The 26,792-nt window shown below is 43.3% G+C and carries 25 protein-coding genes; 13 read left to right on the top strand and 12 right to left on the bottom strand.

Annotated features, from left to right (window positions below):
• Positions 1-20 precede the first annotated feature (20 nt).
• The 6 genes from CC97_RS12725 to CC97_RS12700 all read left to right on the top strand — a co-directional run bounded on the left by CC97_RS12725 (position 21) and on the right by CC97_RS12700 (position 5,758).
• Positions 21-914 (top strand): metallophosphoesterase, encoded by an 894-nt coding sequence (locus CC97_RS12725; RefSeq protein WP_044975320.1) that lies wholly within the window; start codon positions 21-23, stop codon positions 912-914.
• Positions 892-1,557: a response regulator transcription factor gene (locus CC97_RS12720; protein ID WP_044975319.1), complete on the top strand. Its 666-nt coding sequence runs from the start codon at positions 892-894 to the stop codon at positions 1,555-1,557. The genes CC97_RS12725 and CC97_RS12720 overlap by 23 nt, the downstream gene beginning before the upstream one ends.
• A complete protein-coding gene (locus CC97_RS12715) occupies positions 1,554-2,549 on the top strand; it encodes a sensor histidine kinase (protein ID WP_044975317.1) in 996 nt (331 codons plus the stop codon). The genes CC97_RS12720 and CC97_RS12715 overlap by 4 nt, the downstream gene beginning before the upstream one ends.
• A 206-nt stretch (positions 2,550-2,755) precedes the next feature.
• The gene (locus tag CC97_RS12710) at positions 2,756-2,959 is read left to right on the top strand and encodes a hypothetical protein (protein WP_044975315.1); all 204 of its coding nucleotides are present in this window, start codon (positions 2,756-2,758) and stop codon (positions 2,957-2,959) included.
• Positions 2,959-3,729 (top strand): ABC transporter ATP-binding protein, encoded by a 771-nt coding sequence (locus tag CC97_RS12705; protein WP_347493663.1) that lies wholly within the window; start codon positions 2,959-2,961, stop codon positions 3,727-3,729. Before CC97_RS12710 ends, CC97_RS12705 begins: the two co-directional genes overlap by 1 nt.
• Entirely contained in the window at positions 3,719-5,758 is a 2,040-nt protein-coding gene (locus CC97_RS12700; RefSeq protein WP_044975313.1) for an ABC transporter permease, read from the top strand. Before CC97_RS12705 ends, CC97_RS12700 begins: the two co-directional genes overlap by 11 nt.
• Positions 5,759-5,827: 69 nt before the next feature.
• Here the strand turns inward: CC97_RS12700 and CC97_RS12695 are convergent, their stop codons facing one another.
• The 8 genes from CC97_RS12695 to thiS form a co-directional block, all read right to left on the bottom strand.
• A complete protein-coding gene (locus CC97_RS12695) occupies positions 5,828-6,619 on the bottom strand; it encodes a nitroreductase family protein (RefSeq protein ID WP_044975312.1) in 792 nt (263 codons plus the stop codon).
• A gap of 25 nt (positions 6,620-6,644) precedes the next feature.
• Positions 6,645-7,193: a glutathione peroxidase gene (locus CC97_RS12690; RefSeq protein WP_044975311.1), complete on the bottom strand. Its 549-nt coding sequence runs from the start codon at positions 7,191-7,193 to the stop codon at positions 6,645-6,647.
• Between the two features lie 13 nt (positions 7,194-7,206).
• Positions 7,207-7,653, bottom strand: a complete 447-nt coding sequence (locus tag CC97_RS12685; RefSeq protein ID WP_044975309.1) for a MarR family transcriptional regulator — start codon at positions 7,651-7,653, stop codon at positions 7,207-7,209.
• 37 nt (positions 7,654-7,690) lie between these two features.
• Positions 7,691-8,257, bottom strand: a complete 567-nt coding sequence (locus CC97_RS12680) for a thiamine phosphate synthase (protein ID WP_044975307.1) — start codon at positions 8,255-8,257, stop codon at positions 7,691-7,693.
• 3 nt (positions 8,258-8,260) lie between these two features.
• A complete protein-coding gene (gene thiH, locus CC97_RS12675) occupies positions 8,261-9,415 on the bottom strand; it encodes a 2-iminoacetate synthase ThiH (protein WP_242848174.1) in 1,155 nt (384 codons plus the stop codon).
• A 70-nt stretch (positions 9,416-9,485) separates the two neighbouring features.
• Positions 9,486-10,556, bottom strand: coding sequence for a hypothetical protein (locus CC97_RS12670; protein ID WP_044975306.1), 1,071 nt, complete (start codon positions 10,554-10,556; stop codon positions 9,486-9,488).
• 124 nt (positions 10,557-10,680) lie between these two features.
• A complete protein-coding gene (locus CC97_RS12665) occupies positions 10,681-11,451 on the bottom strand; it encodes a thiazole synthase (protein WP_044975305.1) in 771 nt (256 codons plus the stop codon).
• Positions 11,452-11,608: 157 nt separating this feature from the next.
• Entirely contained in the window at positions 11,609-11,809 is a 201-nt protein-coding gene (gene thiS / locus CC97_RS12660; RefSeq protein WP_044975303.1) for a sulfur carrier protein ThiS, read from the bottom strand.
• A 415-nt stretch (positions 11,810-12,224) separates the two neighbouring features.
• Between thiS and CC97_RS12655 the strand changes: the two genes are divergently transcribed.
• The gene (locus CC97_RS12655) at positions 12,225-13,517 is read left to right on the top strand and encodes an ATP-binding protein (protein WP_044975301.1); all 1,293 of its coding nucleotides are present in this window, start codon (positions 12,225-12,227) and stop codon (positions 13,515-13,517) included.
• Positions 13,518-13,624: 107 nt separating this feature from the next.
• Here CC97_RS12655 and CC97_RS12650 read toward each other — a convergent pair whose 3' ends face one another.
• Both CC97_RS12650 and CC97_RS12645 read right to left on the bottom strand, forming a co-directional pair.
• Entirely contained in the window at positions 13,625-16,021 is a 2,397-nt protein-coding gene (locus CC97_RS12650; RefSeq protein WP_044975299.1) for a glycosyl hydrolase family 65 protein, read from the bottom strand.
• 112 nt (positions 16,022-16,133) lie between these two features.
• The gene (locus CC97_RS12645) at positions 16,134-16,457 is read right to left on the bottom strand and encodes a hypothetical protein (protein WP_044975298.1); all 324 of its coding nucleotides are present in this window, start codon (positions 16,455-16,457) and stop codon (positions 16,134-16,136) included.
• 644 nt (positions 16,458-17,101) lie between these two features.
• Here CC97_RS12645 and CC97_RS12635 point away from each other — a divergent pair.
• The 6 genes from CC97_RS12635 to CC97_RS12610 all read left to right on the top strand — a co-directional run bounded on the left by CC97_RS12635 (position 17,102) and on the right by CC97_RS12610 (position 22,768).
• On the top strand, positions 17,102-18,586 hold the full coding sequence (locus tag CC97_RS12635) for a DUF4214 domain-containing protein (RefSeq protein ID WP_044975294.1): 1,485 nt from the start codon (positions 17,102-17,104) through the stop codon (positions 18,584-18,586).
• Between the two features lie 20 nt (positions 18,587-18,606).
• On the top strand, positions 18,607-19,770 hold the full coding sequence (locus tag CC97_RS12630) for a MalY/PatB family protein (protein WP_044975292.1): 1,164 nt from the start codon (positions 18,607-18,609) through the stop codon (positions 19,768-19,770).
• A gap of 366 nt (positions 19,771-20,136) precedes the next feature.
• On the top strand, positions 20,137-20,586 hold the full coding sequence (locus CC97_RS12625) for a DUF2975 domain-containing protein (RefSeq protein ID WP_044975290.1): 450 nt from the start codon (positions 20,137-20,139) through the stop codon (positions 20,584-20,586).
• Positions 20,587-20,604: 18 nt separating this feature from the next.
• Positions 20,605-20,811 carry a helix-turn-helix transcriptional regulator gene (locus CC97_RS12620; protein ID WP_044975288.1) on the top strand — a complete coding sequence of 69 codons (207 nt, stop codon included), beginning with the start codon at positions 20,605-20,607 and terminating at the stop codon, positions 20,809-20,811.
• Between the two features lie 731 nt (positions 20,812-21,542).
• Positions 21,543-22,076, top strand: a complete 534-nt coding sequence (locus CC97_RS12615; RefSeq protein ID WP_044975287.1) for a DUF1629 domain-containing protein — start codon at positions 21,543-21,545, stop codon at positions 22,074-22,076.
• Positions 22,073-22,768 (top strand): hypothetical protein, encoded by a 696-nt coding sequence (locus tag CC97_RS12610; protein ID WP_044975286.1) that lies wholly within the window; start codon positions 22,073-22,075, stop codon positions 22,766-22,768. Before CC97_RS12615 ends, CC97_RS12610 begins: the two co-directional genes overlap by 4 nt.
• A 208-nt stretch (positions 22,769-22,976) precedes the next feature.
• Here CC97_RS12610 and CC97_RS12605 read toward each other — a convergent pair whose 3' ends face one another.
• Both CC97_RS12605 and CC97_RS12600 read right to left on the bottom strand, forming a co-directional pair.
• A complete protein-coding gene (locus CC97_RS12605) occupies positions 22,977-23,645 on the bottom strand; it encodes a hypothetical protein (RefSeq protein ID WP_044975285.1) in 669 nt (222 codons plus the stop codon).
• 237 nt (positions 23,646-23,882) lie between these two features.
• Positions 23,883-26,624, bottom strand: a complete 2,742-nt coding sequence (locus CC97_RS12600) for a dockerin type I repeat-containing protein (RefSeq protein ID WP_044975284.1) — start codon at positions 26,622-26,624, stop codon at positions 23,883-23,885.
• Positions 26,625-26,792 lie beyond the last annotated feature (168 nt).

The raw sequence follows: 26,792 nt of genomic DNA, 5'->3' as shown, positions 1-26,792 counted from the left end.
TGTAACCGGAAGGAGAACAAATGAATACAGCGAAACCAAAAAAGCCCAAAAAAATACTTACTGTAATATTCGTGCTGATCATGCTCGCTGCAGTTCAGCTCAGCTGGTCGAACGGGTACGTTGCCGTGGAGAAATTTGAGTACCGTGATCCGGATATTCCGGAAAGCTTTGACGGAGTGAAGATCGCCGTGGTTACGGATTACCACAATCACGGCGGAGCATATGAGGACCGTCTTGTAAATAAGATAAAGGAGCAGTCGCCGGATTATATTTTCTACGTCGGAGATATTATTGATTCATATTTTACCGACATCGACAAAGCTGAAAGCCTGTTCAGAAAATGCTCGGAGATCGCTCCGGGATATCTGGTTTACGGGAACCATGAACTGCGGGTAAGGAAAAATGAAGGCGGGCTTGAACAGTACGACAGAGCAGCCGGAAAATATGGCATCAGCATACTGAACAACGAGATCGCAGATCTTGAAAAAAACGGTGAACATATGTATCTTGCCGGAACAACAGATACGGTCGGACTTTTTGATATTTCAGAAGCGGCAAAGGAACTTGACAAAAGTGCTCCGCTTCTCTGGATACATCACTATCCGGAAGATTTCAGTGTTCTTGCAGAGTCGGCGAAAAAAGACGGCTTTGAGCATGCGCTGGTATTCAGCGGCCACGCACACGGCGGTCTTGTGCAGATACCGTTTACCCGAACCGGCATCTACGCACCGGGGCAGGGATTTCTGCCTGAATACACTGAAGGCGAATACTTTTACAATGACTGCGAAATGATCCTCAGCCGCGGATGCGGAAACAGCAGCATATCATTGAGAACGTTCGATACATTCGAAGTGGTATTGTGCGAACTCAGATCAGACAAAGGAGATGCCAATGAAAAAAATACTCATTATTGAAGACGATAACGTACTCAGCGAGGAGCTTTGCACCCTGCTTAGAAATTCGGGATATGAAGCTTCCCGTGTAACGGACTTTGAAACGACGGCTGATCAGATGCGTGCATCTGACGCTGACCTTTTTCTTCTTGATATAAACCTTCCGTTCACCAGCGGAGAAACACTTCTTCAGGAATTCCGCAAAACAAGTGACAAGCCGGTGATAATGCTCACAAGCCGGACCACCGAGATAGATGAGGTTCTTTCCATGAGCTACGGTGCGGACGACTACATAACCAAACCTTACAATCCGACCATACTCCTGCTGCGTGTTTCCGCAGTACTCAAACGTCTTGAACGCAGCGGTTCGGCCAAAGTCATGTACCACGATGCCGAGGTAAGCGGCGTAAAGGGAACCCTTACACGAAACGGAAATGAAATGATACTTACGAAAAACGAAATGATAATCTTCCAGCTTCTTCTCGACCGTAGGGGCGAGATCGTCACCCGTGACGACCTTATGACCACGCTGTGGGATAACAACGAGTTCGTAAATGACAACGCGCTTTCAGTAAACGTAAGCCGTCTCCGCGGAAAGCTTGCGGAACTCGGATTTGAAGATGCCATTGAGACCAGAAAGAAACAGGGGTACGTACTGCGATGAGATTTTCCGCTTATTTAAAAGACAGACTCCCTGCCATTATCATTTTCGTGGTTTCTTTACTTCTTTCTCTCATCTTTCTGAGGGCATACCACGTTATAACCGAGGCACTTGCGGTACTTTGTGTGATTCTTACCGCAGGTGCATTTTCCGTGTTCTTCTGGGATTATCTCAGAAAAAAGCCTTTCTACGACAAGCTTCAGAACTGCATAAATGAGCTTGATCAGAAATATCTTATATCTGAAATGGTAACTTCGCCGGATTTTCTGGAAGGTCGTATTCTTGCAGATGTGCTTAAAGACTGTGACCATTCGATGTGCGACAACGTTGCACTTCACCGTCGTGAAGCTGCGGAATTCCGTGAATATATCGAAATGTGGGTGCACGAGGTCAAGCTTCCGGTAGGCGGACTTCAGCTTATGTGTCACAATGACGGCAATTCAAAATACAGCGAGCAGCTCAAACGTATCGACGACTACATAGAAAACGTCCTCTACTACGCGCGCAGCCGCAATGCGGAAAAGGACTACATTATAAAGAAGACCTCACTTAAACGTGCTTTCATCGACACTGCCATCCGTTACCGTGAGGAGCTTCAGGAGCGTGGTATTACATTAAGTACCGAAAATCTTGACATGGATATAATGACCGATGCGAAATGGCTCGGCTTTATATTCAGCCAGCTCATGGGAAACAGTATGAAGTATGAAGCTACTGAAATAACCGTCACCGCAGAGGAAACACCGGACAGCATCTCACTGCATTTCCGTGACAACGGCATCGGAATACCGGAAAGCGACCTGCCGTATATTTTCGAAAAGTCATTCACCGGTGAAAACGGAAGGACCCATACCAGATCAACCGGCATGGGTCTTTACATCGTAAGCATGCTGTGTCAGAAACTCGGCCATTCCGTAAGTGCGAAGTCCGTGCAGGGTGAATATACTGAAATAATCATCTCGTTCGGTAAAAATGATTTTCTCGATGTGCAGTAACTGTGTATCCCACGTATCTGCGCGGTTTGCGTGTGACACTTTTTAAGTTTGCAGAAATGCCCCCCCAACATTACAAAATCGTAATGTTCTGTAATGATAAACGAACGACTATGCTCTGCCTTTATGATATACTAAGATCATCGAAGGGGAAACCCGATACAAAATCGTAAATCTTAAATTTAAAATAAAGGTAAAAGGTGATCAGTATGAAAAAGAATTCAAAAACAAACAGCTTAAAGACAAGCATCGCTATCTCATCAGTAACAGTTATCCTGCTCCTCATATTCTCTGTGATCGAAATTGTTCAGACAAAGAGATTCACATTCGGAACAGGTACAATACTTGCAGCAAACGTAACTATCCTTGCATCATCACTTGAAGCTTACAGCAAAACAAAAGAAGAGGCATAATGAAAATGGAATTACTGAAAATAGATCACATTGAAAAATACTACGGAAGCAAGTCGGTTCTCACAAAGGCTATAGACGACATATCACTTACAGTAAACGAAGGCGAATTCGTAGCAATAATGGGTGCTTCCGGAAGCGGAAAGACAACACTTCTCAACTGCATTTCGACCATAGACCGTGTAACTTCAGGACACATCTTCCTCGAAAACACAGACATTACAACAATTAAGGGCAAGGAACTCAACCGTTTCCGCCGCGAAAAGCTTGGATTTATCTTTCAGGATTTCAACCTTCTCGACACCCTTACAGCATATGAAAACATAGCACTGGCTCTTTCAATTCAGAAAAAGCCTGCTGCTGAAATAGATAAAGCCATTAAAAAGGTTGCCGATCAGCTCGGCATTACCGAAGTGCTTCAGAAATACCCTTACCAGATGTCCGGCGGACAGAAGCAGCGTGTTGCTTCCGCCCGTGCGATAGTGACCGACCCGAAGCTCATCCTTGCCGATGAACCTACCGGTGCACTCGATTCAAAGTCTGCAAAGCTCCTGCTTGAACGCTTCCGCTATCTCAACACGGAATGCGGTGCAACTATTATGATGGTAACACACGACAGCTTCACAGCAAGCTATGCCGGACGCGTTATCTTCATCAAGGACGGAAAGATCTTCAACGAGATAAGCCGCGGTTCCGACAGCAGAAAGCAGTTCTTCGACAAGATAATCGATGTGGTTACTCTTCTGGGAGGTGACATGAGCGATGCTCTTTAAACTTTCATTTAACAATATGCGCAGAAGTCTCCGCGACTATGCCATTTACTTTTTCACACTTATAATCGGCGTTTCAATCTTCTACGTTTTCAATGCAACCAGCGGACAGGCTGCCATGATGAAGGTCTCCGCAAGCACAAGAGAGATAATCGAGCTTTTTAAAATGCTCATTTCCGGAACAAGCGTTCTGGTATCCGGAATCCTCGGTTTCCTTATAGTATATGCAAGCCGTTTTCTCATGAAACGCAGAAGCAGAGAGTTCGCCCTCTACATGACACTGGGTATGAGCAAGTGGAAGATATCATCGATCATCTTAATGGAAACCTTATTTGCCGGCATCGGCTCACTGGCATGCGGCCTTCTGATCGGCGTCGGCCTTTCCCAGCTTATGAGTGCTCTTGTGGCAAATCTTTTCGAAGCCGACATGACCGGCTACCGCTTCACTGTTTCAGGCGAGTCTGTTGCAAAGACTATCCTCTATTTCGCAGTAATGTACGGAGTAGTGGTCCTCTTTAACGGCGGCGCTATCACAAAGATGAAGCTTATCGACCTTATGAATTCAGGAAAGCGTTCCGAGCAGGTAAAGCTCAAGAACCCTGTTCTCTGCGTTCTTATATTCCTTGTTTCGACAGCAGCACTCGGCTTCAGCTACTTCAAGGTCGGATTCAGAACTTTCACACTGAACCAGTCAGATATTATGATGTACATAATCATCGGATGTATCGCAACATTCCTCATCTTCTGGTCAGTATCCGGCATGCTTCTCCGTGTGATGATGTCATCAAAAAACCTTTATCACAGAGGGCTCAACGCATTCACTTTCAGACAGATAAGCAGCAAGATAAATACAATGGTCTTCTCACTGTCTATCATCTGCCTTATGCTTTTCGTTACTATCTGCGCACTTACATCAGCATTCTCGCTCCGCAACTCCATGAACTACAATCTCAACCACTACTGCCCGACCGATTTTGAAGCAGTTGTCGTATATTCAGATGATGCGGAGGAAAAGAGAACTGTTTCAGATGTTTACGCAGACTACGGCGTGAACTTTGACGATTATTTTGAAAAGTCGGTCACACTCGGATCATACGGATCACCTGATCTTACATACGAATCATTCTTTGGTGAAGACTGCGCTGAAATCAAAGAGATCTTCCCTTATATCGAATTCGATTCCGGTATTGAACTGATAAAATCAGGGGACTACAACAAGCTCATGGAGTTCTACGGCCTCGAAGACAGAACAGAACTTAATGACGACGAATACATCGTGATCTGCAACCTTCAGTCAATGGTGGAATTCTGCAATAAGGAACTTCAGAAAAATACTGAAATAAACGTCTTCGGACATACTCTTAAGCCAAAATACAGCGAATGCAGAGACGGATTCGTTGATATGTCAGCACAGCGCGGCAACATGGGAATAATCATTGTTCCTGACGGCGCAGTTGATGAAAACTGTTCAGCCGGCGAACGCTTTTTCGGAAAATACAATGCTGAAGCAGCAGAAGATCTTGACGCAACAGAAGCATTCTTCACTGAAAAAGGCATTGAAGTATCAGAGGCAACAGAAAAAGACAGTAATATTTCATACTGCATGTACCTCACAAGAACTATTCTTGCAGCAGCATCAGTCGGTCTCGGTGCCATCGCAACATTTCTAGGACTCTACATCGGACTTGTTTTCCTCATCGCCTGCGGTGCGATCCTTGCGCTTAAGGAACTTTCCGAAAGCGTTGACAGCATCGGCCGTTACGAAATGCTCCGCAAGATCGGTGCCGAGGAAAATGATATCTCAAAGTCACTTTTCGTTCAGACGGGGATCTTCTTCCTTCTGCCTCTCCTCCTCAGCGCACTTCATTCAGTATTCGGAATGAAATTCGCGATCAGCGTGCTGTCAGCCTTCGGAACCGACAACATCATGCAGTCAGTTATCTCAACATCTGCAGTCATCCTTGCCATCTACGGCGGCTACTTTTTAATTACCTACTTCAGCAGCAGGGGAATTATTAGGGACAGAAAATAAAAAAAGAGAAACAGCAGTGGTACGGGTCAAAGCCACGTACCACTGCTGTTTTTTTATAGTTCTTTGTAATTATAAAGTAACTGTAGCGACATATTCGGTTCCGTCCGGAGCGGATATTCCGGGATCCTGTACGGTCAGACTGCCGTCTGTCAGAAGCATGAAGTGATTCAGGGCAATGCCGACGTCTATCTTCTGAAGATCGCCTGTGCGTTCGCCGATGAATCCTCTGCTGTGCTTAACGTAGAAATGAAAAGCATTTTCGCACTTTACCACGCGCCACGGCTGTTTGTTTACTGCCGAAGGTGCAAGGCGTACGGCTTCGATGGCTTTCATCAGTTCGCTGTCACATTCCTTCAGCGGCTCAGAAAAGCTGTTTTCGAAGAAAAGTTCTGATACTGGTCTGCGTTTGTCAGCCTGTATGGCGGTTCTCATGGTGATCTCTTTTACAGACATCTTTTTGGCAGGATAGCCAAGCGGGCTGGCGCAGTACATGCGTTCATCAGTGCCGAGACCGGCTGCGTTTTCGAACAGTTCACGTTTGAAAGTGCCGCCTATCCATGTAGTTCCGATACCCAGTGACCATGCAAAAAGAACAAGGTGTTCAAACGCATATCCGAAGGCCTCTTCGCTGTGAGGAACAGGTCTGACTTTGGCTGCGACATACATGTGTTCGCCTGATATTACCGGACTTGAAAGTCCGTATTTATCTTTTTCAAGAAGAATGAATTCAACCGGAATGTTATAAGGGTTTGTTATTGTTGGTATGAATCTTTTCAGCTGTCCGATATGGTCTTCGGAAAGCGGAGTATCGTCAAAAGTCCGGACGCTCCTTCGGGTCTTTATTGTTTCTGATATATCCATTGGCAAAGTTCCTTTAAGACTGATATTATCCAAGCAGATCTTCCACAGCTTTTCTTACGTCTTTCATATCTGCTGTCGGCTCAAATCTTGCAACGACCTTACCTGTTTTGTCAACGAGGAACTTTGTGAAATTCCACTTGATGTATGCCTTGTCGCCGAACTTCTTGTTGTTCATGTCGGCAAACTTGTTGAGCGCAGCGTTTTTAAGACCGCCGCCGAATCCTGCAAAAGGCTTCTCTGATGCAAGGAAGGCAAACAGCGGATCAGCGTTTTCGCCGTTTACATCTATTTTTGCAAACTGAGGGAATTCAGTACCGAACTTCAGCTGACAGAACTGATGTATTTCATCTTCATTGCCCGGTGCCTGGTTTGCGAACTGGTTGCACGGGAAATCCAGTATTTCAAAGCCTTTGCCGCGAAGATCACGGTACATTGCTTCAAGAGGTTCGTAGTGCGGTGTGAATCCGCAGCCTGTTGCTGTATTGACGATAAGCATTACCTTGCCGTTATACTCGTCAAGATCAACGTTGTTACCCTTGCGGTCCTTAACTGTGAAGTCGTATACTGTTTTCATAATTATGCTCCTTTCAGAATTCGTCGTTGTTTGATTTTAATAATTCGTAAAGCAGTAAGTAAAGCTGCTTCGCTTTTTCAGGTTCTATTTTTACGCATTTACCGACCTGCTGCGGAATGTCCTTTGCTTTTTCCTGCAGTGCTTTTCCCTGTTCGGTAAGATGTATAAGAACAACACGTTCGTCTTCTTTGCTGTGCTCTTTGGTAACATAGCCGAGAGAGATCATCTTTTTAATGAGCGGGGAAAGAGTGCCGCTGTCCAGCATAAGTCTTCTGCACAGATCACCGACGGTGATACCGTCCTGTTCCCACAGCACGAGCATGACAATGTACTGCGTGTACGTCAGACCCAGTGGTTTCAGATACGGAGTGTATGCTCCTGTAACGACTCTTGATGCAGCGTAAAGCGGAAAGCAGAGCTGGTTATCAAGTTTCATTGCTTCTTTGTAATCATAATCCATAAGATCACCGCCTTTTGTTGTTTACAATTATATTGTATCACACATAAACTGATCTGTCAAGTGAATTCTGAAAATTCATATATCCGGACATGATACATACTCCGGCAGCGCCGCATTCAAGTACGGAATGTTCGTTTTCCTCATTTATTCCGCCTATTGCGTATACCGGAATTTCAACATTTGAGATTATCTCTGTTAAAAACCTGAGGCCGCGGGGCGGAACTCCTTTCTTGCAGTCGGTGGCAAAAATATGTCCGGCGATAAGGAAGTCGGCTCCTTTTTCTGCGGCAGTTACAGCTTCTTTCACTGAGTGGACTGAAACTCCTGTACGGCAGAATTTTTCCGGAAGCGCGGGAAAATCACTGTACGAAAGCTGCAGGGCATCACATCCCACAGCCCTTGCAGCCCCTGCGTATTTGTTTATACAAAAATCTGTGCCGGTTTCGGCACAGATTTCTTTGATTTTACGGGCGAGTTCAGTGTATTCAGTTTCTGTAAGATCCTTTTCACGCAGTATGACCATTCCGGCGGTCTCGCATGCTTTCCTTACAGTCTCATAAAAGTCACCCCTGCACAGGAGTCTGTTTGTAACACATATTCTCATAGCTTATACCCTTACGTAGTCGTTGAATACCGGCTGGCATCCCATTGCTTTGATGGCGTCACGGACTTCGTCAACTGTTCTCGGATCAGAGATGATGAACTGTGCATCTCCCTTTTCCTCCTCACCTGAATGTCCGCCTATTCCGGTGCTTACTCCGGCAGATATCTTGGTAGCTGCAACGCCTATTACGTGATCCCTGAATCCGGCACGTTCCCTTGTTGATATGGTCATGCTCGCAAACGGCATGAATATTCTGTAAGCGCACATTACCTGGAAAAGCTGACGTTCGTGTACGTCCTTCGGATTTATTTCGTCATGGTTGATAGTCGGTCGCAGACGCGGGCATGAGAATGCGATCTCGGCGTGCGGATATTTTTTCTGCAGGAGATAAGCGTGCATTCCTGTTGCAAAGGCGTCTTTTCTGAAGTCGGAAAGTCCGAGAAGTGCCGCAAATCCCACACCTCTCATGCCTCCCATTATCGCTCTTTCCTGCGCATTGAAACGGTACGGGAAAATGCGCTTGTGTCCGGCAAGGTGAAGGGTCTCATATCTGTCGCTGTCGTATGTCTCCTGAAATACGGTTACATAGTCAGCTCCGCATTCCTGCAGGTAGCGGTATTCATCCACGTTGAGCGGATAAATTTCCAGTCCGATGACTCTGAAGTATTTCGAAGCTATCTTACACGCTTCACCGATATACTTTACGTCAGACATCTTTCTGCTTTCGCCGGTGAGAATGAGTACTTCCTCCAGTCCCGTTTCAGCGATAAGCTTCATCTCGTGGTCGATCTCCTCCGGTGAAAGCTTTGCACGGTGTATTTTGTTCATGCAGTTGAATCCGCAGTAGATGCAGTGGTTTTCGCAGTAGTTTGCAATGTAGAGCGGTGTGAACATCATGACAGAGTTGCCGAAATGCTTTCTCGTTTCCTCTTTCGCACGGGCTGCGATCTGTTCAAGATACGGTTCAGCAGCAGGGGAAAGAAGTGCGGCGAAATCAGCCGGACTAAGTACTTCCTTTCTCAGCGCATTCGTTACGTCGGTCGCTTTGAAGCTTTCCGGGGCGTAGTCATTCATTGCCTTTATTACTCTGTCCGGAATATCGCTGTCGATGACTTCCATTCCTTCGAGATATTTCATGTGGTCTATTCTGTTTTCCAAATTGATTTATCCTTTCCCTTATCAGTCATGAAGAAATCCCGTAAGCGGACTTGATGCCTCACCGCGGTTTTCAAGACTGATACTTTATTTTACAGCTAAGAGCGAACTGCTCAATTGATTCTGCCAGAGAAGCGCAAAGCTTCTTTTTCCTGGCAGGTGAAATTATTTGCATACCACATTCCAGATTTTGCGTAAATTCACCGCAATCGATCGTAGTGATATATGATATGCAGTAATAATCTTTGTTTTTTATTTCTGCACGGAATTTGAATATACCGTATTGTTTTTCCGTAACACAGATCTCATCCGGTTCACCATATGTTCTTATCCATTCTTCACGTATGTTCTGAACAGTTAATTCTTTGAATAATTCAGGTGCAGAAGTCAGAGCAATAGCATCGGTAGCTTTTGCTCCTTCTTTAGGTACATAGGAATAAAGCTGATATATTTCACCTATCCCTCCGTCATCAAGATCAGTAAAGTGCTTATCATTTGGAGGAGTAAATTCAACAGATATGTTGTTGTAAATTTCAATAGTTTTAGGAGGAATGTATTTACCTGATAGTTTAAGGGACATTTTATGACTGCGGTCAAAAGCTTCGAGTATCATTGTTCCAAGTGCTTCAGAAGTAATACTGTCTTTAAAAATGAGTGGTGTTTCAAAGGTGAGGATATCTTCTGTTCCTGTAGATTTGTATAGCTTTTTGATTTTGCGTTTGCCTTGTTCGCATATACTTGAAATATTGAATTCATAAATGTCCGAATCAATATTATAAAAAACTACACATTCTTCATAATATTCGTTTAGCTCATCAAAAGATTTTGCATTTGTAGATTTAAGATATATGTCATCAGAGATGGCGTTGTATTCTTCAACTTTTATCCCCTTTAGAGATATGAATTGTTCTTCAGTTAAATCTGATAGTGAATTGAATGTTGAGATCAAGTTTTTTGCGGCAAGACCTATTTCTGAAGGTGTTAAAGGAAGGTTAAGCCTTGTAAACTCACAATATGTGCCAGCACGCAGTCCATCTGATCGAGCTATTTCAATCTGAGTATTTAAATACAATATACCATCCCTGATACGTATGCACAACGGTGTCCTTGAACGAAATTTGTCTCTGATAAGTTTTGGGTTCATATGTAAGCCCTCCTTTGCTCCAAACGTCTTCGGAGGCAATCACTACTTTAGCGTTTGAAAATATATCCGATGTTTTGTAGAGCTTAGCGCCAGCCTTGTCAAATATTTTTGCTATTTTCCCTTATCAGTCATGAAGAAATCCCGTAAGCGGACTTGATGCCTCGCCGCGGTTTTCGAGTACGCGGCCGGTTTTTGCGAGATATGCAAGGCGTCCGGCTTCGACTGCGAGTTTAAAGGCTTTTGCCATAAGTGCAATATCACCGGCAGTTGCAATAGCTGTATTTGCCATTACTGCCGCGCATCCGAGTTCCATTGCCTCACATGCCTGTGACGGCTTGCCTATACCTGCGTCAACGATGACCGGAAGGTCAGTTTCCTCGCATATGATCTTTATGAAATCCTTTGTACACAGTCCCTTGTTGCTTCCGATAGGAGCGGCGAGCGGCATGATGGATGCTGCTCCGGCAGCTTCAAGTTTTCTTGCGGCTGCAAGGTCCGGCATCATGTAAGGCATTACGATGAAGCCTTCCTTTGCAAGTATTTCAGTTGCCTTTACTGTTTCTTCGTTGTCCGGAAGGAGATATTTCGAGTCGCGGATGATCTCGATCTTTACGAAGTCGCCGCATCCCATTTCCCTTGCCAGTCTTGCGATACGGACTGCTTCTTCAGCTGTTCTTGCACCGCTTGTATTCGGAAGAAGCGTGATGCCTTCAGGTATGTAATCGAGTATGTTTTCCTTGTCGCCGGTGTTGGCTCTTCTTACTGAAAGTGTTGCCATTTCAACTCCGCCGTTTTCGAGAACGGTCTTTGTGTCTCTTACAGAAAACTTTCCTGATCCGAGTATGAAACGGGATGTAAATTCGTGTCCGCCGATTATAAGTTTGTCGTTGTTCATATATTCAAGTCCTTTACAAATATTACTGGAATGCTGATCGGTTCAAGATCAGCGATGGGATCGGAGCAGAAGCTTTGTTTTGATATTTATCAGTGTACTTAAACTGCAGTGGATTACACAGTTCAGTGTTACTGATGTCAGTCTTTGCACGTAAATATCAGCCGCCTCCCATGAAGGTAACGATTTCCACAAGGTCGCCTTCGCAGAGATTATGTGTTTCGTACTGATCCTTCGGGAGGATCACCTCGTTTATTTCAACAGCTATTCTTGCCGGCTTGTATCCGTTTGCAGCAAGGTATTCGCTTACTGTTGTCGGCTTGTCAAGTGTCACGCTTTCGCCGTTTATTGTCAGTTTCATTTTCATCTTCCTTTCAAAAATGCATTTTCCGCAGGCGTCAGTCGTCGTGATCCGTCGTCAAAAAGACAGAAAAAGGGATGCACCCGTGGTGGTGCACCCCTTTGACGCTGCAAGATTAATGTTATTTAATTACTTATAGTTTAGCACATAAAAGTGCTGATGTCAATGATAAAAAAATGGAACACGCGCGCGATTGGTTAGCTCAAATTTGAACGCGCGCGCGTTCAAAGTCTGATGTTCCTGACCGGTACACTTTGAGTTGATTTTTTCAGAAAAATGTGTTAAACTAAGTGTAAATCATTCAGAAAAATGTGTGAAATCCTCTCTGAAAAAGTCGAAAAATGTGTGGAAACAGCTCTCAAAAAACCGGAAAAATGTGTTTGACTGATTGCAAACCACGTAAACAGGTGATTGTATGAACAGAAAATCAATAGAACAATTAATGCGATGGAAAACAGACCCTGAACGGAAACCGCTTATAATAAAGGGTGCCAGACAGGTGGGAAAAACATGGCTCATGAAAGAATTCGGAAAAACCTGCTACGGGGATTATGTTTATCTGAACTTTGATGAAGAAGAATCCATAAAATCTGTTTTTGAAAAAAACAAAGACCCTCACCGGATAATTGAACTGCTGTCACTTTTAAGCGGGAAAAAGATATTTCCGGAAAAAACTCTTATCATATTCGATGAAGTACAGGAGTGTCCGTCAGCGCTTGGTGCCCTGAAATATTTCATGGAAAAAGCCAGAGAGTATCACATCATTGCCGCCGGAAGTCTTCTCGGCACACTTCTGGCTCAGCCAAAATCATACCCTGTAGGCAAGGTAAATCTTCTTGATCTGTATCCAATGACTTTTTCAGAATATCTGTGCGCCACTGATGAGGCGCTGTATTCATATTACTGCTCAATAGAAAAGGATCAGGAGATCGAAGAGATATTTCATGATCGTCTTACTGATGCGTGTAATAATTATTTTATAATAGGCGGTATGCCGGAATGCGTTGATTCATGGATCAGATATAAAGATCCGGCACGTATATCCGTTATTCAGCGTGAACTTACAGAAATATATGAAAATGATTTTTCAAAACACAGCGGAAAAGTAAACAGCGGCCGCATATTAATGGTATTCAGAAGTATAGTATCACAGCTCGCAAAAGCAAATGAAAAATTCATGTACGGAGCAGTTCGCGAGGGCGCGCGTGCAAGGGACTTTGAGGAAGCTATAGAATGGCTTGTTTCCGCAGGAATGCTTAACAAGGTGTGCAACGTTGCCAAAGCCGAACATCCGCTCGCTGCATTTGATAAGCTGGATCAGTTCAAGCTGTTTATGTTCGATACCGGTCTTCTTAAAAATATGGCCGGAATAGACAACAGTGCTATACTCTTAAAATCAGATTATCAGTTCAAAGGAGCACTGACAGAAAACTATGTTCTGCAGCAGCTGAAAAGACAATTTGAAGTAAGTCCGCGGTACTATTCTGATAAAAACAGCGAGATAGATTTTGTTATACAAAACGGATCAGAAATAATCCCAGTTGAAGTCAAAGCCGGCGAAGACCGCTCTGCGCCGTCATTCAGAAGATTCATCTCTGAAAAAAATCCTGAACATGCAGTGCGTTTTTCAAAACTCGGATACAGAAAAGACGGTGCATTCACAAACATGCCGCTTTATCTTGCCGACCGTATGAAAGAACTGTTATGAAAAACATAGGTAACCCCAAAAACTTCGGATTACTACTATAGAAAAAACAAGCTTCCGAACGAATTCGGAAGCTCGTTTTATAACCGCACCGTAAGGTGCATCATTTATTATCCCATTACAACTGTAATATCGTTATTATCCTTAAGTGCAGAAGCTGCGATGAAGTCGCCTTCGGCCTTTGTGCCGTTGATGATAACTTCCTTTACGCCGCTCTGTACGTGAGCCTTGTTGTCAACTGTGATGTTGAGCCACTTGCCTCTGAAGAACTTCTTTATTTCGAAGCCGTCCCATGATGAAGGGATAGAAGGATTTACGTGGAGACCGTCAGCGTCAGGACGCATACCGCAGATACCTTCAACGCATCCTACCATAACTGTTGAAGCTGTACCTGTGAGCCAGTGTACGTGTGAACGTCCTTCGTATGGTGAACGCTTTGATTCTGTGAACTGACCGTGTGCGTAAGGTTCGATTACACGGATCTCAGCCTTGTCGTTCATTGCAGCAGGTGAGCTGTTCATGAAGTACCTGAATGCTCTGTCGCCGTGGCCGATGAGTGATTCAGCAAGGATAGCCCATCCCTGCGGCTGTGAGAAGATACCGCCGTTTTCCTTTGTGTCCGCGTTGAAGATGTGCATGAGAGCGCCCTTGAAGTGGTGGTCAGCATACGGTGGTTCGAGAAGCTTGATGCCGTAAGGAGTGCTGAGCTGTTCTTCAACAGTCTGCATTGACTTTTCAGCTCTTTCCTTTGATGAGAAGCCTGAAATGATACCCCAGCTCTGCGGATTGAGCCACATGTTTGCTTCAGGGTCTTTCTTTGCACCAACTATAGTTCCGTCTTCACGGATACCTCTGATGAATCTGTCGTCATCCCAGCACTTGTCGAGTGAAGCTGCGAGATCTGCTTTAATCTTATCGAGGTACTTGATGTATTCAGCATCGTTCTTTCTTTCAGCGTATCTTCTGAGAACGTTGATAGCGTAGTAGAGCTGGAATGCAACGAATGTGCTTTCGCCCTTTGCACCGAGTCTTAAGCAGTCGTTCCAGTCAGCGTGGAGACCTGCAGGCATGCTGTGGTCGCCCATGTGATCCATTGAGAACTTGATAGCTCTCTTGAGGTGATCGTAAACTGTGTCTTCGCCGCCGTTTGCATATACGATAACTTCATCGAGGAATGCGATGTTTCCGCTTTCACCGATGTACTTTTCAATTGTAGGGAAGAGCCAGAGTGCGTCGTCTGCTCTGTATGAAGGATGTCCTGTTGCCTTTACGTATGAAGGATCATCAGGTGTGTCTTCGTGACCTGCGTTGTGGTCGAACTTAACGAGCGGGAGTCCGCCGCCGTTGTCTACCTGAGCTGAGATCATGAAACGGATCTTTTCGGCAGCCATTTCAGGATCGAGGTGGATGATACCCTGAATATCCTGAACTGTATCTCTGTAGCCGTAACCGTTTCTGAGACCGCAGTAGATGAATGAAGCAGCTCTTGACCAGATGAATGTGATAAAGCACTGGTATGAGTTCCATACGTTGATCATGTTGTTGAACTCTTCGCTTGGTGTCTTTACCTGGAAGTTGTTGAGCTTTTCGTGCCAGTAGTTCTTAAGTTCTGCTACTTCCTTGTCAGCGAGTGTTCTGTCGTTGTATCTGTCGATAATTGCAGATGCCTTTACGTCGTCGTTCTGACCGAGAATGTATGTGAGTGTAACAGACTGACCAGGAGCGAGTGTGATGTCTGACTGGAGAGCACCGCATGAGTTTGAGTTGAAGTTCATTGTGCCGTCGCACTTGCCGTTTTCAACTGCTATCGGATTTGAGTATGTTCTGTATGAACCGATGAAGTTGTCGAAGTTACCGCAGTATCCGCTGATCGGAGCACCGACCATGCCGAAGAAACGTTCCTTGTGGTTTGAACCTGTAGCGTCCTTCTTTTCGTTTTCGTTGAGGTGCTGGAGAATCTTGTTCTTTTCAAAACTTGTTCTAGAAATGAACAGTGAGTACTGAAGGTTTACCTGATCCTGTTCGTAGTTGTTTTCGTTTGTGAATTCAATGAAACCGAAAGCTGAAAGATTTCTTGGCTTTGTGTCATTGTTTGTGATCTTTGTGTTCCACACTTCGTATGTCTTGCCGAGCGGAACGTAGTATGTTACTTCTGAAGTGATCTTTGAGTATTCCGATGTGATAACTGTGTAGGCAGTACCGTGAACTGTCTTTGTCTTGTATTCATCAAGAGACTTGCCTACAGGCTGCCATGAAGCTGACCAGTAGTCCTTTGAGTCGTTGTCTCTTAAGTAGATATATCTGCCCGGAAGAGACATCATTGAGTTGAATCTGAAACGTGAAATTCTTCCGTTTGCGCCTGACTTAACGAAGCTGTATCCTGCTGCGTTGTTTGAGATGATAGCGCCGTATTCAGGTGAACCGAGATAGTTTACCCACGGAGCCGGAGTGTCTGGTCTTGTTATAACATATTCCTTGTTTTCAAGGTCAAAGTAGCCGTAGTTCATTGGATAATTCTCCTTTAAAATAATTAAAATAAAGCAAATTAAACTATATTAAATATAATAACATTTTGCGGGGATTATTTCAAGGGTAAATGCAAAATATCTTCCAGTACTATTATAATATGCTGAAATTATAGCTGATGCCCTTTACTTCGTCGCCGCTTATTCTGAATGCAAGCTCGCTTTTTCCGGAAACGTAGACTATTTCAGAACCGCGTTCAGTATATCCTGTTCCGTATGCCTTTATAACGTCATCTTTTGATGAACCGAGCTTTATGCCCTTTGAAGTGGAAACTTCAGAATCGGTAAGGTCGATGGCTGTTGCGATGCACTGGCCGTTTTCAGTGTATCCGTTGATCGTGAAATGGTCGAAAGTGCATATGCTGTCCTCTCCGTTGCCGAGACAGCTTGGTGCAGTGTCCTCTGATGAAGGAGCCACTGCTGCCTTGAATGCTGAAAGATCCTTGCCTACAGTTACGGAGCTTCCGCCGAATGTGAATGTAAGGTCGTCATCACCAAAGCTTCCGCTCTGTGTTTCACCGCCTGAAGGCTGACTGTCTCCGCCCTGGTTTTCACTGCCGCCGTTGTTATCAGGAGCTTTTTCTTCCTGCTTTTCTGTTTCTGCAGCTTTGGTTTCCTCTGCGGCAGTAGTTTCTTCGGCAGTCGTAGTTTCAGAAACGGCTGTGGTTTCTGCGGTGGTTGTTTCGCTTACTGCTTCTGAAGTTTCTGCAGCGGTAGTTTCTGCAGCAGTTTCTTCGGTAGTTTCAGCCTCTGTTACCGCTTCGGTGAGATCAGGCTTCAGTACGTCTGTGTTTTCGTCAGCAGGACCGCATCCGGCAAGTACAGTGGAAGCCAGTACTGCACAGACAGCGAGAATATAGCTTTTTTTTCATAATAAATATTTACACCTCTTGAATGATCAGGAAAATGCTGATCGGGACGTTTTGTTTATACATACATAATTTATTATACATGATTTGCACGGATTTTTCAATACGGCATTTTCCTGCTTGTATTAGTTCTTGAAAAATGATATAATCAAAGAAATAATTCGGATAAAACATATTGAAACGGAGGGTATCTATGAAAAACGGTATAAAAATGAGTATTGCGGCACTGATCTCTTCTGTCGCTGTACTTTCTGCTGCCGTTCCGGCATCCGCTGCCGAAAGTTCCGGAAAAAGCAGTGCAGATGCAGTCAAGGATGTTGTTCTTCTCTGGCAGAGTCCGGCTGAAGGAAGTGATGTCAACGGTGACGGTGAGATAAATGTGCTTGACCTGATGCGTTACAAGTACAATATTATCAACCCTGTGACCGAACCTGAAACTGCTGCAGGAAAATTTGTTTACGGGCTGTACAGGAACATGCTTGGGAAGGATCCTGATCCTGCGGTAGCGGAGGATTATGCAAAACAGCTTGAAAGCGGCAATATTTCAGCGTCAGGGCTTTTCCTTCAGCTTGCAAAGCGCCCTGACTTTGATCAGGACTCGTTTTCCGATGAAGAGTATGTAACGCTTATGTACAGAGCACTTCTCGGACGTGAACCGGATGAGCAGGGTTATAAAAACTGGTGCGGACGTATAAAACTTTTCAGCCGTACCTATGTGCTTCACGGTTTTGCTGCTTCAGATGAGTTTAAAAAGCTCTGCTCCGAATCAGGCATGGCGCCGGGTGAAGTAGCTCTTGCAGAACCGCGTGATGTAAACGACGGTATAACAAGGGCGGTCGCTCCGATGATCGTAAGTCTGACAGGTAAACCGGCCGACGGAACGAAGCTCAATGAACTTGTTGGGAATATAAAGGACGGAAAGAAAACTTTCCAGGAAACAGCATTTGAAGTCGCGGAATATGATGATGTCACTTCGGCGGAAATGAGCGAAGATGAGTTTGTAAACGCACTTTTTACCGGACTTCTTGACCGTGCTCCGTCCGACGACGAAAAGAACATTTACAAAACTCTTCTTTCAGAAGGCGGAAGCAGGGCAGATGCAGTCAGAAAGCTGGCGGCATCAGAAGGTTTCTTCGGCCGTTTTGAATCGATGGGCTTCGGCGGAAATCTACGCCGCATCGGATCCAACTACAGAAAAAATGATGCATGGTATCATCTTGAACCGTCAGGAAAGACCTATCCTGTTACGAATGACGTGCTTCTTAAACTCCTTGACAGCTGTCAGTCAGTACTGAAGGAAAAGGGAACATCGGTGGATGACATATATAAGTTCTGTATATCAGATTCGGCTTACAAGTACATGGAAAAGACGAAGACTCTTGAGGAACTCGAGGAGAAGGGCTGGACCTACTTTGCCGACTATGCGATGCACAACTACTATTCCGTATGTTACTATATGGCAGCGCAGATGGATATCCTTCTTGAACAGGCCGGTTATCAGTGTCGTGTAGTCCATGCCACACACGGATCGGGCGATCATTACTGGAACCAGATATATATAAACGGAACATGGACGAATTACGATGTCACTAACTGGTGGAGCAACTACACCTGGGATCAGATGGTGGCAGCCGGAGATTACATTCTTCTCGGTTATGTGAGACCGGAATACAAGTGATACAAAGGAAACGCTGATTTATGAAATATGATTTCGACACAGTGACTGACAGAAGAGGGACGAACTCTTACAAATGGGCAGTCGGAAAAGATGTGCTCCCTATGTGGGTGGCAGACATGGATTTTAAAACGGCTCCGGAGATAATATCCGTTTTATCGGAACGGGTAAACCACGGCATTTTCGGATATTCAGACGTTACAGATGAGTGGTACGACGCATATATAAACTGGTGGGACAGAAGACACGGTATACACTTTGACAGAAAAGATATTTTCTTCAGCACCGGTGTTATACCGACCATTTCAAGCTGTGTGCGCCGGCTTACATCACCGGCTGAAAAGGTCATTATCATGACTCCGGTGTACAATATTTTCTATAACTGTATACTCAACAACGGCCGTGTGGTCAGTGAGTGTCCTCTTGCTTACCATGACGGACGGTACAGCATTGATTGGAGTGAACTTGAACGGGCTATGCGCGATCCGCAGACCACACTCATGCTTCTCTGCAATCCGCATAATCCGATCGGCCGGATATGGGACAGGGAAACGCTCGCGCGTATCGGTGAAATGGCGTATGAAAACGGTGTTGTCGTTGTTTCCGACGAGATCCACTGCGATATTACCGATCCGGGAAAGATGTATGTCCCTTTTGCATCAGTTTCGGAAAAATGCGCGAAGAACAGCGTGACATGCATTGCACCGACCAAGACGTTCAACATTGCAGGAATTCAGACATCTGCAGTTGTGGCATCTGATCCGGGGCTTCGTCACCGTGTCTGGAGACAGCTCAATACAGATGAATGCGGTGAGCCGAATGCTTTTGCAGTACAGGCGGCGGTGGCGGCATTCAGTGAGGGTGAACAGTGGCTTGATGAACTCCGTGAGTATATTTTCGCGAACAAGCAGAGGGTGAGCACTTTTCTGAAGGAAAACATTCCGCAGATAAAGCTTGTACCTTCCGAAGCGACATATCTTCTCTGGCTCGACTGTTCGGAGATAACCGATGACTCAAAGCGTCTTGCCAGTGAGATCAGAAGCAAAACAGGACTATATCTTTCACACGGAATGCAGTTCGGAAACGGCGACAGATTCCTCCGCATGAATATCGCCTGCCCGCGGGTGCTGCTTGAAGACGGACTTGCGAGACTGAAAAAAGCGGTAAACATCATTCTTTCAAAGTGACAGATACGGATCATCTGATATGTCAGAAGCCGCCCGGCAGGGTGGCTTCTTTAAGTTTGTGTGACACATTATTATGACCGAAATGTACTTCCGGCGGGAAAATAATTTTTCTCCGGAAGTGTGATATTATTAAATCAAATAAAAAATATATTGAAAAACGATAAAAAAGTGTTGACAAACAAGAGCAAGCATGCTATAATAAAATCACGGAACAAGTGATGGGAATTTCCACAGATCCAATTTATCGGGACACTGCTTTATTCAGAAACCGGTGCCGCTGACATCATACCCCGTAAATCCGGCGGAGCGGCATTCTGAACTGATCGTGTTTCCGTATCAAACTATTTTTTGAAAGGCGGTATTTTTATGTGGAATAAGGAAATGTCAGTTTTATTGTCGAAAGGACTTATCGTTTTAACACTCATTATGGCGGTAAGTTCAGTAGGATGGTTCGCTCAGTGCATTGGCATGATTGAGGTCTACTACTACAGACCGTTCAGTCATCTGGGTTCGTGTATACTCGGATTTGCAGTAATAGCATTTGCATGTGCTCTGCTCGTATTTCTTTTCTTCCTTCTCAACAACATTTCAAAAAAGAAGGTCTTCGTGAGGGAGAATGTCAGAAATCTCAGATTCATTTCATGGTGCTGCTTTGCTGTTACAGCAATTCTTGCTGCATGGGGCATTGTTACATTTCTCGAAATTATCTTCCTTGCAGCATTCATAACAGGCTTTATCGGCCTTATACTCAGAGTAGTGAAGAATGTATTTGAAGAAGCAGTTGCACTCAAGGAAGAAAATGACTTTACAGTCTGAGAAACGGAGGAATGAACTATGCCTATAATTGTAAATCTCGATGTTATGATGGCAAAGAGAAAAGTCTCATCAGGTGATCTTGCTGAAAAGATAGAGATCACACCAGCCAATCTTTCGATACTCAAAACAGGAAAAGCCAAGGCAATAAGATTTTCCACACTGGAAAAGATATGCGAAGCCCTCGACTGCCAGCCTGGTGATATTCTTGAGTATAACAAGGAATAAAAGAAAACAGCAAAACGAGGAACTAAACAATGAATGATGAATACAAAGGAAGTCTTCACCCCTTCGGGCCGAAGACTGCTATAGAAAAACCGGACTGCAGCAGCAGTCCGGTTTATTAACTGCGCCGTAAGGCGCACCCTAAAAAAATACAAACATCGTATTGACAAGCATTATTGGTAATGATATAATTTATTTATTGAAAGTAAACTCGCGTTATAAACGCAAAGAGAGACACCCTACTAAAGTGCCAGCTTTAGGGGTGTCTCTCTTTTTTGAGCGTCAGACTCAGTTATTCGTGTTTATCATGCCTTTTCTGAAAAAAAGACTTGCAGGTGTCCCAAAGAATATTTGCGACTATGCTGCTTGTGACAGATAACACAAAAGAAAGTAAACTCACGTTATTCACCTCCTCCCGCGCGGAAGGAGTCCAACGCAAGTACAATTATAGCACAGTTTCAGAATAACATCAACAACATAAAATGAACTCAATAAAGTAGATGATCAAATGTAGTCTTCACCCCTGCGGGCCGAAGACTGCTATAGAAAAAACGAGCTGCCCGAAAAGGCAGCTCGTTTTATAAAATCGCACCGCAGGTGCAACCATTTATATGCACCGAACGGAACAGTAAAACTAACAGGAAATAATGTTCATGTCAGTGGATATATTATAGCGAAAAATGTTATAATAGAATCTGAAGAAGTAAGCTATATGTCATTGAGAAGGAATCCGAATGAAATATTATCTTTTAGGAAGTAATCTGAATTATAAATCATGTTACCTGGAAAATGCAAGTTCTTTAAAATTCAAAAAGCAATATTATAATGGAGAATTGCTTGATGATTCAGTAGTTATAAATGTTAGTGTAAACAGCGAAGTGCGGAATAAGTATCTTCCTCTTAAAAATATCATGCATTTCTGGGGATGCGGTGATAGTTTTGCTGTCGATGAAAAAGTAAAGAAACTTCTTGAAAAATATTACGCTGAGTATTTTGACTTTAAAGAAATAGAGGTAATGGATTCAGAATTGGATAATAACTTTTATCTTTTGTTTTTCAGAAAATTTACAGAAGGCTTTGATGAAGAAAAATCTGTTCTTAATTTTGATTCCAGAGATTCATATGTAGTATCTGAAGATGCGGTATTGTATTCTGTATTCAAATTTAATTACCCTAAATCTCTTACTTTCGCCGACGAAACCTTCAAAAAGTTCGTCGAAGACAATCACATAGAAGGCTGGACGTTTAGGGAGGCATTTGAGATATGAGTGATGAAATAATCGAGGAATACAGGATACCGATAAGACACGAAAGAGGTACATACGCACTTGGCGAAGTTTCCGTACCGGAGGATTATGACGGAGAAGTAATGACTGTAAAACTGGAGAGTCCAGGGATAGTCACCAACAGTATGAATGAAATATCACTGTATGATTTTAAAGATGATCTTCGTGATGTTATAGAGATAAACTACCGTCATCCAATGAAATATTTCGGAACAGAAATGCCTGACAATCTTGAATCAGTATTTGTAAAATGCAGTGATGGTTCGAAATATCCGATTTATCTCGAATATATGAAAGACAGATCGTTCTGGAGCCTGGAATACAATGTAATCAAAGATATGCAGGCACTTGTGGTAAAATGTGCAGCCGAACTTTTGAAATCACTTGAAAATGCAAAACAGCCGCTGAATCCGCTGCAGCTGATGTATTACCATGATCAGACGCATGTGGATATCGTGATAACTGATGTACTGGAAGAAAAATGCTATAGAGTGGCAGATGACGGACTCATGACCTGGATAAGCTGCGTTGTTCTGTCTGTGCCGGAATGGTATGAACCTGCTGCTTTGAAGTACATAATTTCAGGAGTGCATAACCGACTGGATTACGAGATACCGAAGCATTTTGAAACAACGGATATATACGAACTTAATCCTCCTTCATCATACGACTGATCTGACGATCGAAAAGGAAGTCTTCACCCCTGCGGGCCGAAGACTGCTATAGAAAAACCGGACTGCAGCCGCAGTCCGGTTTATTAACCTGCGCCGTAAGGCGCATCATTTTATACTTTTTTAGAGTGACTCTATTTTCTTTGAAAGATACTGCTGAAGTCTTGCAAGGTCGGCAAGTGTAACATTTCCATCACGTCACTTTTTCTCCTTATTGTATATTTGACAAGGTCTGTTCTGCAATCCATGAATAATTGCTGTATTCAAGCCAGAAATCCGGATACGGTGAATGGAGAAAATCCGGGCGGTATATGGTATCTGAAGAACCTTTAGTATCTAAAGCTATATCGTTCAGAAGTATTTCACCTGCATTATTTGATAATATAATAGTGCATTCGCCATATGCACCGGTTGAATCTTTAAGGAGTCCTGTAACTAAAGCATTTTTGGTTTCTATAGTCAGCGATTGTAAGGAAAGGTACAGACCGGTACCATCAGGTATAGCATCAAAGGCGGAGTTAGTAACTGAATACTTCAGATATTCCTTTAAAGTGTCGTATTGAATAATGCGGTCATAGCTGTATAGTTCTTTTAAATCTTTGCATATATCATTGCAGATATTTAATATTGTCTCTTTATCTTCTTCGTAAAATTCATTGTGATCAATAGAATAAGATTTATCTGTATCTTGCTTTTCGGTTACAATAAAATCACTTGTATTTTCAGTATCTGTAAAGATATCAGATTCACATTCAATATTGATGTTTGGGCTGTTGGTGGTTGGCAGTGAATCAATGGTATCAGATTTATTTGTCGATGAACCACTGCAGGATGAAAGAAGCAGAACAGAGAATAAAAGTATACAATAAAACTTATACATAGCACAACTCCTTTCTAATAATTATTGTGATCATTAGCCTAAGAATGGGATAAATGTGTTTCTGTTTGTATTATAACATGAAAACAATGAGAATGAAATGATTTTTTTCAGAACTTGTATTCAGGTTCTGTCAGGGAAAATGTAGTCTTCATCCCTTGCGGGCCGAAGACTGCTATAGAAAAACCGGACTGCAGCCGCAGTCCGGTTTATTAACTGCGCCGAAAGGCGCATCCTTTTTTATTCATCAAGCCCATCGATATTAACGAGAGAAGCGGATTTCAGAATTGTCAGATAATCTTTGTCCGGATCATGAGTATAATAGCTGACCGTGAATGTTTCTCCGTTAATTGCTGTGTACATAGTAACCAGATAACCTGTTCCGGATGGATGAGGGATCATGTAGTCGGCATAGATCTTTATACTTCCGTCGTTGTTCTGTAACGGAGTACCCCATATTGCTACAGTGGCATTTTTAGCTTCGCCGATCTTATCATAATCGAAGGAATCAGGAGCAGTATCAGGGAAGTAATCGTATCTTACCCACTCGCCGTTCTCGGAATTAACAGAGACATGCCAGTATTCGTATGTTTCTCCGGATAATGATTTTCCTGTGGTAAGATCAATGTCCGATACTTTGCCTGAAATGATCTTCGGGAAGGAAAGTTTATCAATCTGTTCTGTGAGTTTTTCTGCTGATTCTCTGTCGTTCAGTGAGAAGTGACCTTCCATGGAAGCGATGTATTGTTTTAGTTCTTCATCGCTTTGTTCCATTGCCTGTTTTAAGCCGTTATATTCAGAAATGCTTTTTACTGCGAAAACAAGTGGCGGATCAGGGTGGTTAGTTTCGACTGGCGTTTTATCCGGTACCGTAGTTACGGCTTTAAGAAAGTTCGTTCCTTCAAGATATCCTTGTTCTATCATAAGTATGATAAATTCCTGAATCTCAGCATTATCAATCCATGAAGCTGATCCTCCGTTATTGTAATAAACAGTCAGGGGCTTAAGCTCACCGTTTTCATCTCTGTAAATCAGTTTAAGACTTGTTTCGCATTCATCGTATGGTTTCGGATTAATTTTGATAAGTTCGCAGTCTTTATATAAGGCTGCATTTTTTGCAAGTTCGGTTGCTTTTTTCAGAAGAGTTTTATTTTTGAGTGTAAGTTTGCGATCATTTTTTCCAAGATTTATGAACGTTGAGATTTCTTCTTCGTATGTTGGCATTGTCACACCAGGTTTGTACTGCGGTACGCCGCCGTTATAGCTGTTACCGTCTGCTGTGAATACGTGATTGAAATAAAGCTCTCTTTCACCGAATTGTGTATTTACCTTTTCTTTGTTTCTGATAAGGAAAATAGGAGTGCTGTCGAATTTGTAATTGTTAAGAGGAATTGATTTCAGACTGAGTTTTTCCAGCAATCCTGCTTCGAGCGTTTCCGGCCTGCAGCAGACTGAGACAAATAAACCGTTGTACAGGAAGTGAACACGGGTTCTTGTATCGGATATTATGCTTCCGTCCCATGAGGTTTCTGTTTTTGTGATTTTTCCGAATATCGCTTCGACTGATGTGCCGTCAGTGAGTTCTATGATTTTCGTTTCACTCTGATCATATGCAAAGAAGTCGTCATCCGGTGTTTTATCCATTGCTTTCAGGAATCTGACCGTACTTTTCGTTCCGAGTTTTTTGAATTCTTCGGAAACGTCTGTGACTTTGATGTATGAGTTGGAATTCTCATCGGCAAAATTGAAGAACAGACAAGGCTTTCCGAAAAGATCTTCAACCATAGAAATATTGTAAAAGCCTGATTTATTACGCCATTCCGGTTCTTCGCCGTCTATGGCAGGAACCCATACAGAGCCGTTTCCTTTCAGTAATTCTAAGAACTTTTCAAATTCTTCGGAATGAGCGCCGATGGCTTTGTTTTCATCTTCTTTTTCGTACATAGATGCCAGAAGATTGTCGGAAAGATTTTCGTAGTCGTTAAAATGCAGATCATAATAATAACGCGGTGGTACCGATTCGGCAGGCTGATCCTCGTTTGGTTTGTCGTAATCTTCGACACTTACAAGAGAAGTCCAGTCAAGCCATGACTGAATATTAATATCATCAGCGTTATCAGTATAATACATTATTCTTACAGTGATATCGTTTATACCTGCGATAATTATGTATGGATCTGTACTGCGTTCCGGCTCAGAAACAGCATACACCCTGAAGTTACCTGCATTGTTCTGAAGAGGTGTTTCATAAATGCTGCTATTCGGCCTTTTATCTGCCCATCCCTGATACAGTTCGGACGGTTCACTGAAAGGTAAAAATTCATAGGATACACGTTTTTCATCATCGGTTTTGATACTGATGTTTATCTTTTCATATTCTTTTTGCGTAACTGCAGATATCCCCTTGTCATATATTATCGCGTATATGTTTCCTTTTATATTCCCGAGCAGTGAAACCTTATCTACTGCACTTATGAATTCTTCTGCCTGTTTTTTGGTTCTGATTCCGTTGTTTGTTTTTATCAGATATTTGCTGAATTCTTCGCTGTCGAGTTCAAGAGCCTCTTTCAGTTCTCTGTATTCCGAAGAACTACCTGACGTAATAAAGAAATCATACGGCATTTTAGACGGATCGTTTTCCGGAATATTCTCCAGTGATGGTATCTTCTTTGACAGGAACTGTCTGATTTTTGCCAGATCAGCAAGATTGACTTCACCGGTATCATCAACATCAGCGGCTTTCATCTGTTCATCTGAAAGTTCTCTGTCTCCGATAAGTGCAAGGGAAAGCTCGGTGAGATCAGTAACGTCAACAATGCCGTCTGCTGTAATATCGCCTTTTGTTATTTTCGTACTGTCAGTTTCCGGTGCGTCTGTTGCCGTAGAATTTGTTTCTGTAGTATCCTGTTCAAGGGCATATGCCGGCATGACTGTCGCTGCCGCCAGTGAAAGGCACAGAATAAATGATATAGTTTTTTTCATGGTAAAACCCCTTTCTGAAAAAAAGATATGGTTTAGAATGATTCTCTTATCAATATAGTGTATAAAAATCTTCGCAGCTAACATCGAAAAATAAATATTGTAAGCTTTTATAAATACAGAGATAGAAAATTGGTGATTATAACGGACGAAGGTAGTCTTTACCCCTTG

The organism is Ruminococcus sp. HUN007 (assembly GCF_000712055.1).
Taxonomy (GTDB): domain Bacteria; phylum Bacillota; class Clostridia; order Oscillospirales; family Ruminococcaceae; genus HUN007.
Note: the sequence above shows the minus strand (reverse complement) of the source record. Positions and strands in the feature narration are given on the sequence as shown.

Bases quoted from the DNA above. Each gene is read 5' to 3' on its own strand.
- CC97_RS12725 (WP_044975320.1), top strand. From the start codon at position 21: ATGAATACAGCGAAACCAAAAAAGCCCAAAAAAATACTTACTGTAATA.
- CC97_RS12720 (WP_044975319.1), top strand. From the start codon at position 892: ATGAAAAAAATACTCATTATTGAAGACGATAACGTACTCAGCGAGGAG.
- CC97_RS12715 (WP_044975317.1), top strand. From the start codon at position 1,554: ATGAGATTTTCCGCTTATTTAAAAGACAGACTCCCTGCCATTATCATT.
- CC97_RS12710 (WP_044975315.1), top strand. From the start codon at position 2,756: ATGAAAAAGAATTCAAAAACAAACAGCTTAAAGACAAGCATCGCTATC.
- CC97_RS12705 (WP_347493663.1), top strand. From the start codon at position 2,959: ATGAAAATGGAATTACTGAAAATAGATCACATTGAAAAATACTACGGA.
- CC97_RS12700 (WP_044975313.1), top strand. From the start codon at position 3,719: ATGCTCTTTAAACTTTCATTTAACAATATGCGCAGAAGTCTCCGCGAC.
- CC97_RS12695 (WP_044975312.1), bottom strand. From the start codon at position 6,619: ATGGATATATCAGAAACAATAAAGACCCGAAGGAGCGTCCGGACTTTT.
- CC97_RS12690 (WP_044975311.1), bottom strand. From the start codon at position 7,193: ATGAAAACAGTATACGACTTCACAGTTAAGGACCGCAAGGGTAACAAC.
- CC97_RS12685 (WP_044975309.1), bottom strand. From the start codon at position 7,653: ATGGATTATGATTACAAAGAAGCAATGAAACTTGATAACCAGCTCTGC.
- CC97_RS12680 (WP_044975307.1), bottom strand. From the start codon at position 8,257: ATGAGAATATGTGTTACAAACAGACTCCTGTGCAGGGGTGACTTTTAT.
- CC97_RS12670 (WP_044975306.1), bottom strand. From the start codon at position 10,556: ATGAACCCAAAACTTATCAGAGACAAATTTCGTTCAAGGACACCGTTG.
- CC97_RS12665 (WP_044975305.1), bottom strand. From the start codon at position 11,451: ATGAACAACGACAAACTTATAATCGGCGGACACGAATTTACATCCCGT.
- thiS (WP_044975303.1), bottom strand. From the start codon at position 11,809: ATGAAACTGACAATAAACGGCGAAAGCGTGACACTTGACAAGCCGACA.
- CC97_RS12655 (WP_044975301.1), top strand. From the start codon at position 12,225: ATGAACAGAAAATCAATAGAACAATTAATGCGATGGAAAACAGACCCT.
- CC97_RS12650 (WP_044975299.1), bottom strand. From the start codon at position 16,021: ATGAACTACGGCTACTTTGACCTTGAAAACAAGGAATATGTTATAACA.
- CC97_RS12635 (WP_044975294.1), top strand. From the start codon at position 17,102: ATGAAAAACGGTATAAAAATGAGTATTGCGGCACTGATCTCTTCTGTC.
- CC97_RS12630 (WP_044975292.1), top strand. From the start codon at position 18,607: ATGAAATATGATTTCGACACAGTGACTGACAGAAGAGGGACGAACTCT.
- CC97_RS12625 (WP_044975290.1), top strand. From the start codon at position 20,137: ATGTGGAATAAGGAAATGTCAGTTTTATTGTCGAAAGGACTTATCGTT.
- CC97_RS12620 (WP_044975288.1), top strand. From the start codon at position 20,605: ATGCCTATAATTGTAAATCTCGATGTTATGATGGCAAAGAGAAAAGTC.
- CC97_RS12615 (WP_044975287.1), top strand. From the start codon at position 21,543: ATGAAATATTATCTTTTAGGAAGTAATCTGAATTATAAATCATGTTAC.
- CC97_RS12610 (WP_044975286.1), top strand. From the start codon at position 22,073: ATGAGTGATGAAATAATCGAGGAATACAGGATACCGATAAGACACGAA.
- CC97_RS12605 (WP_044975285.1), bottom strand. From the start codon at position 23,645: ATGTATAAGTTTTATTGTATACTTTTATTCTCTGTTCTGCTTCTTTCA.
- CC97_RS12600 (WP_044975284.1), bottom strand. From the start codon at position 26,624: ATGAAAAAAACTATATCATTTATTCTGTGCCTTTCACTGGCGGCAGCG.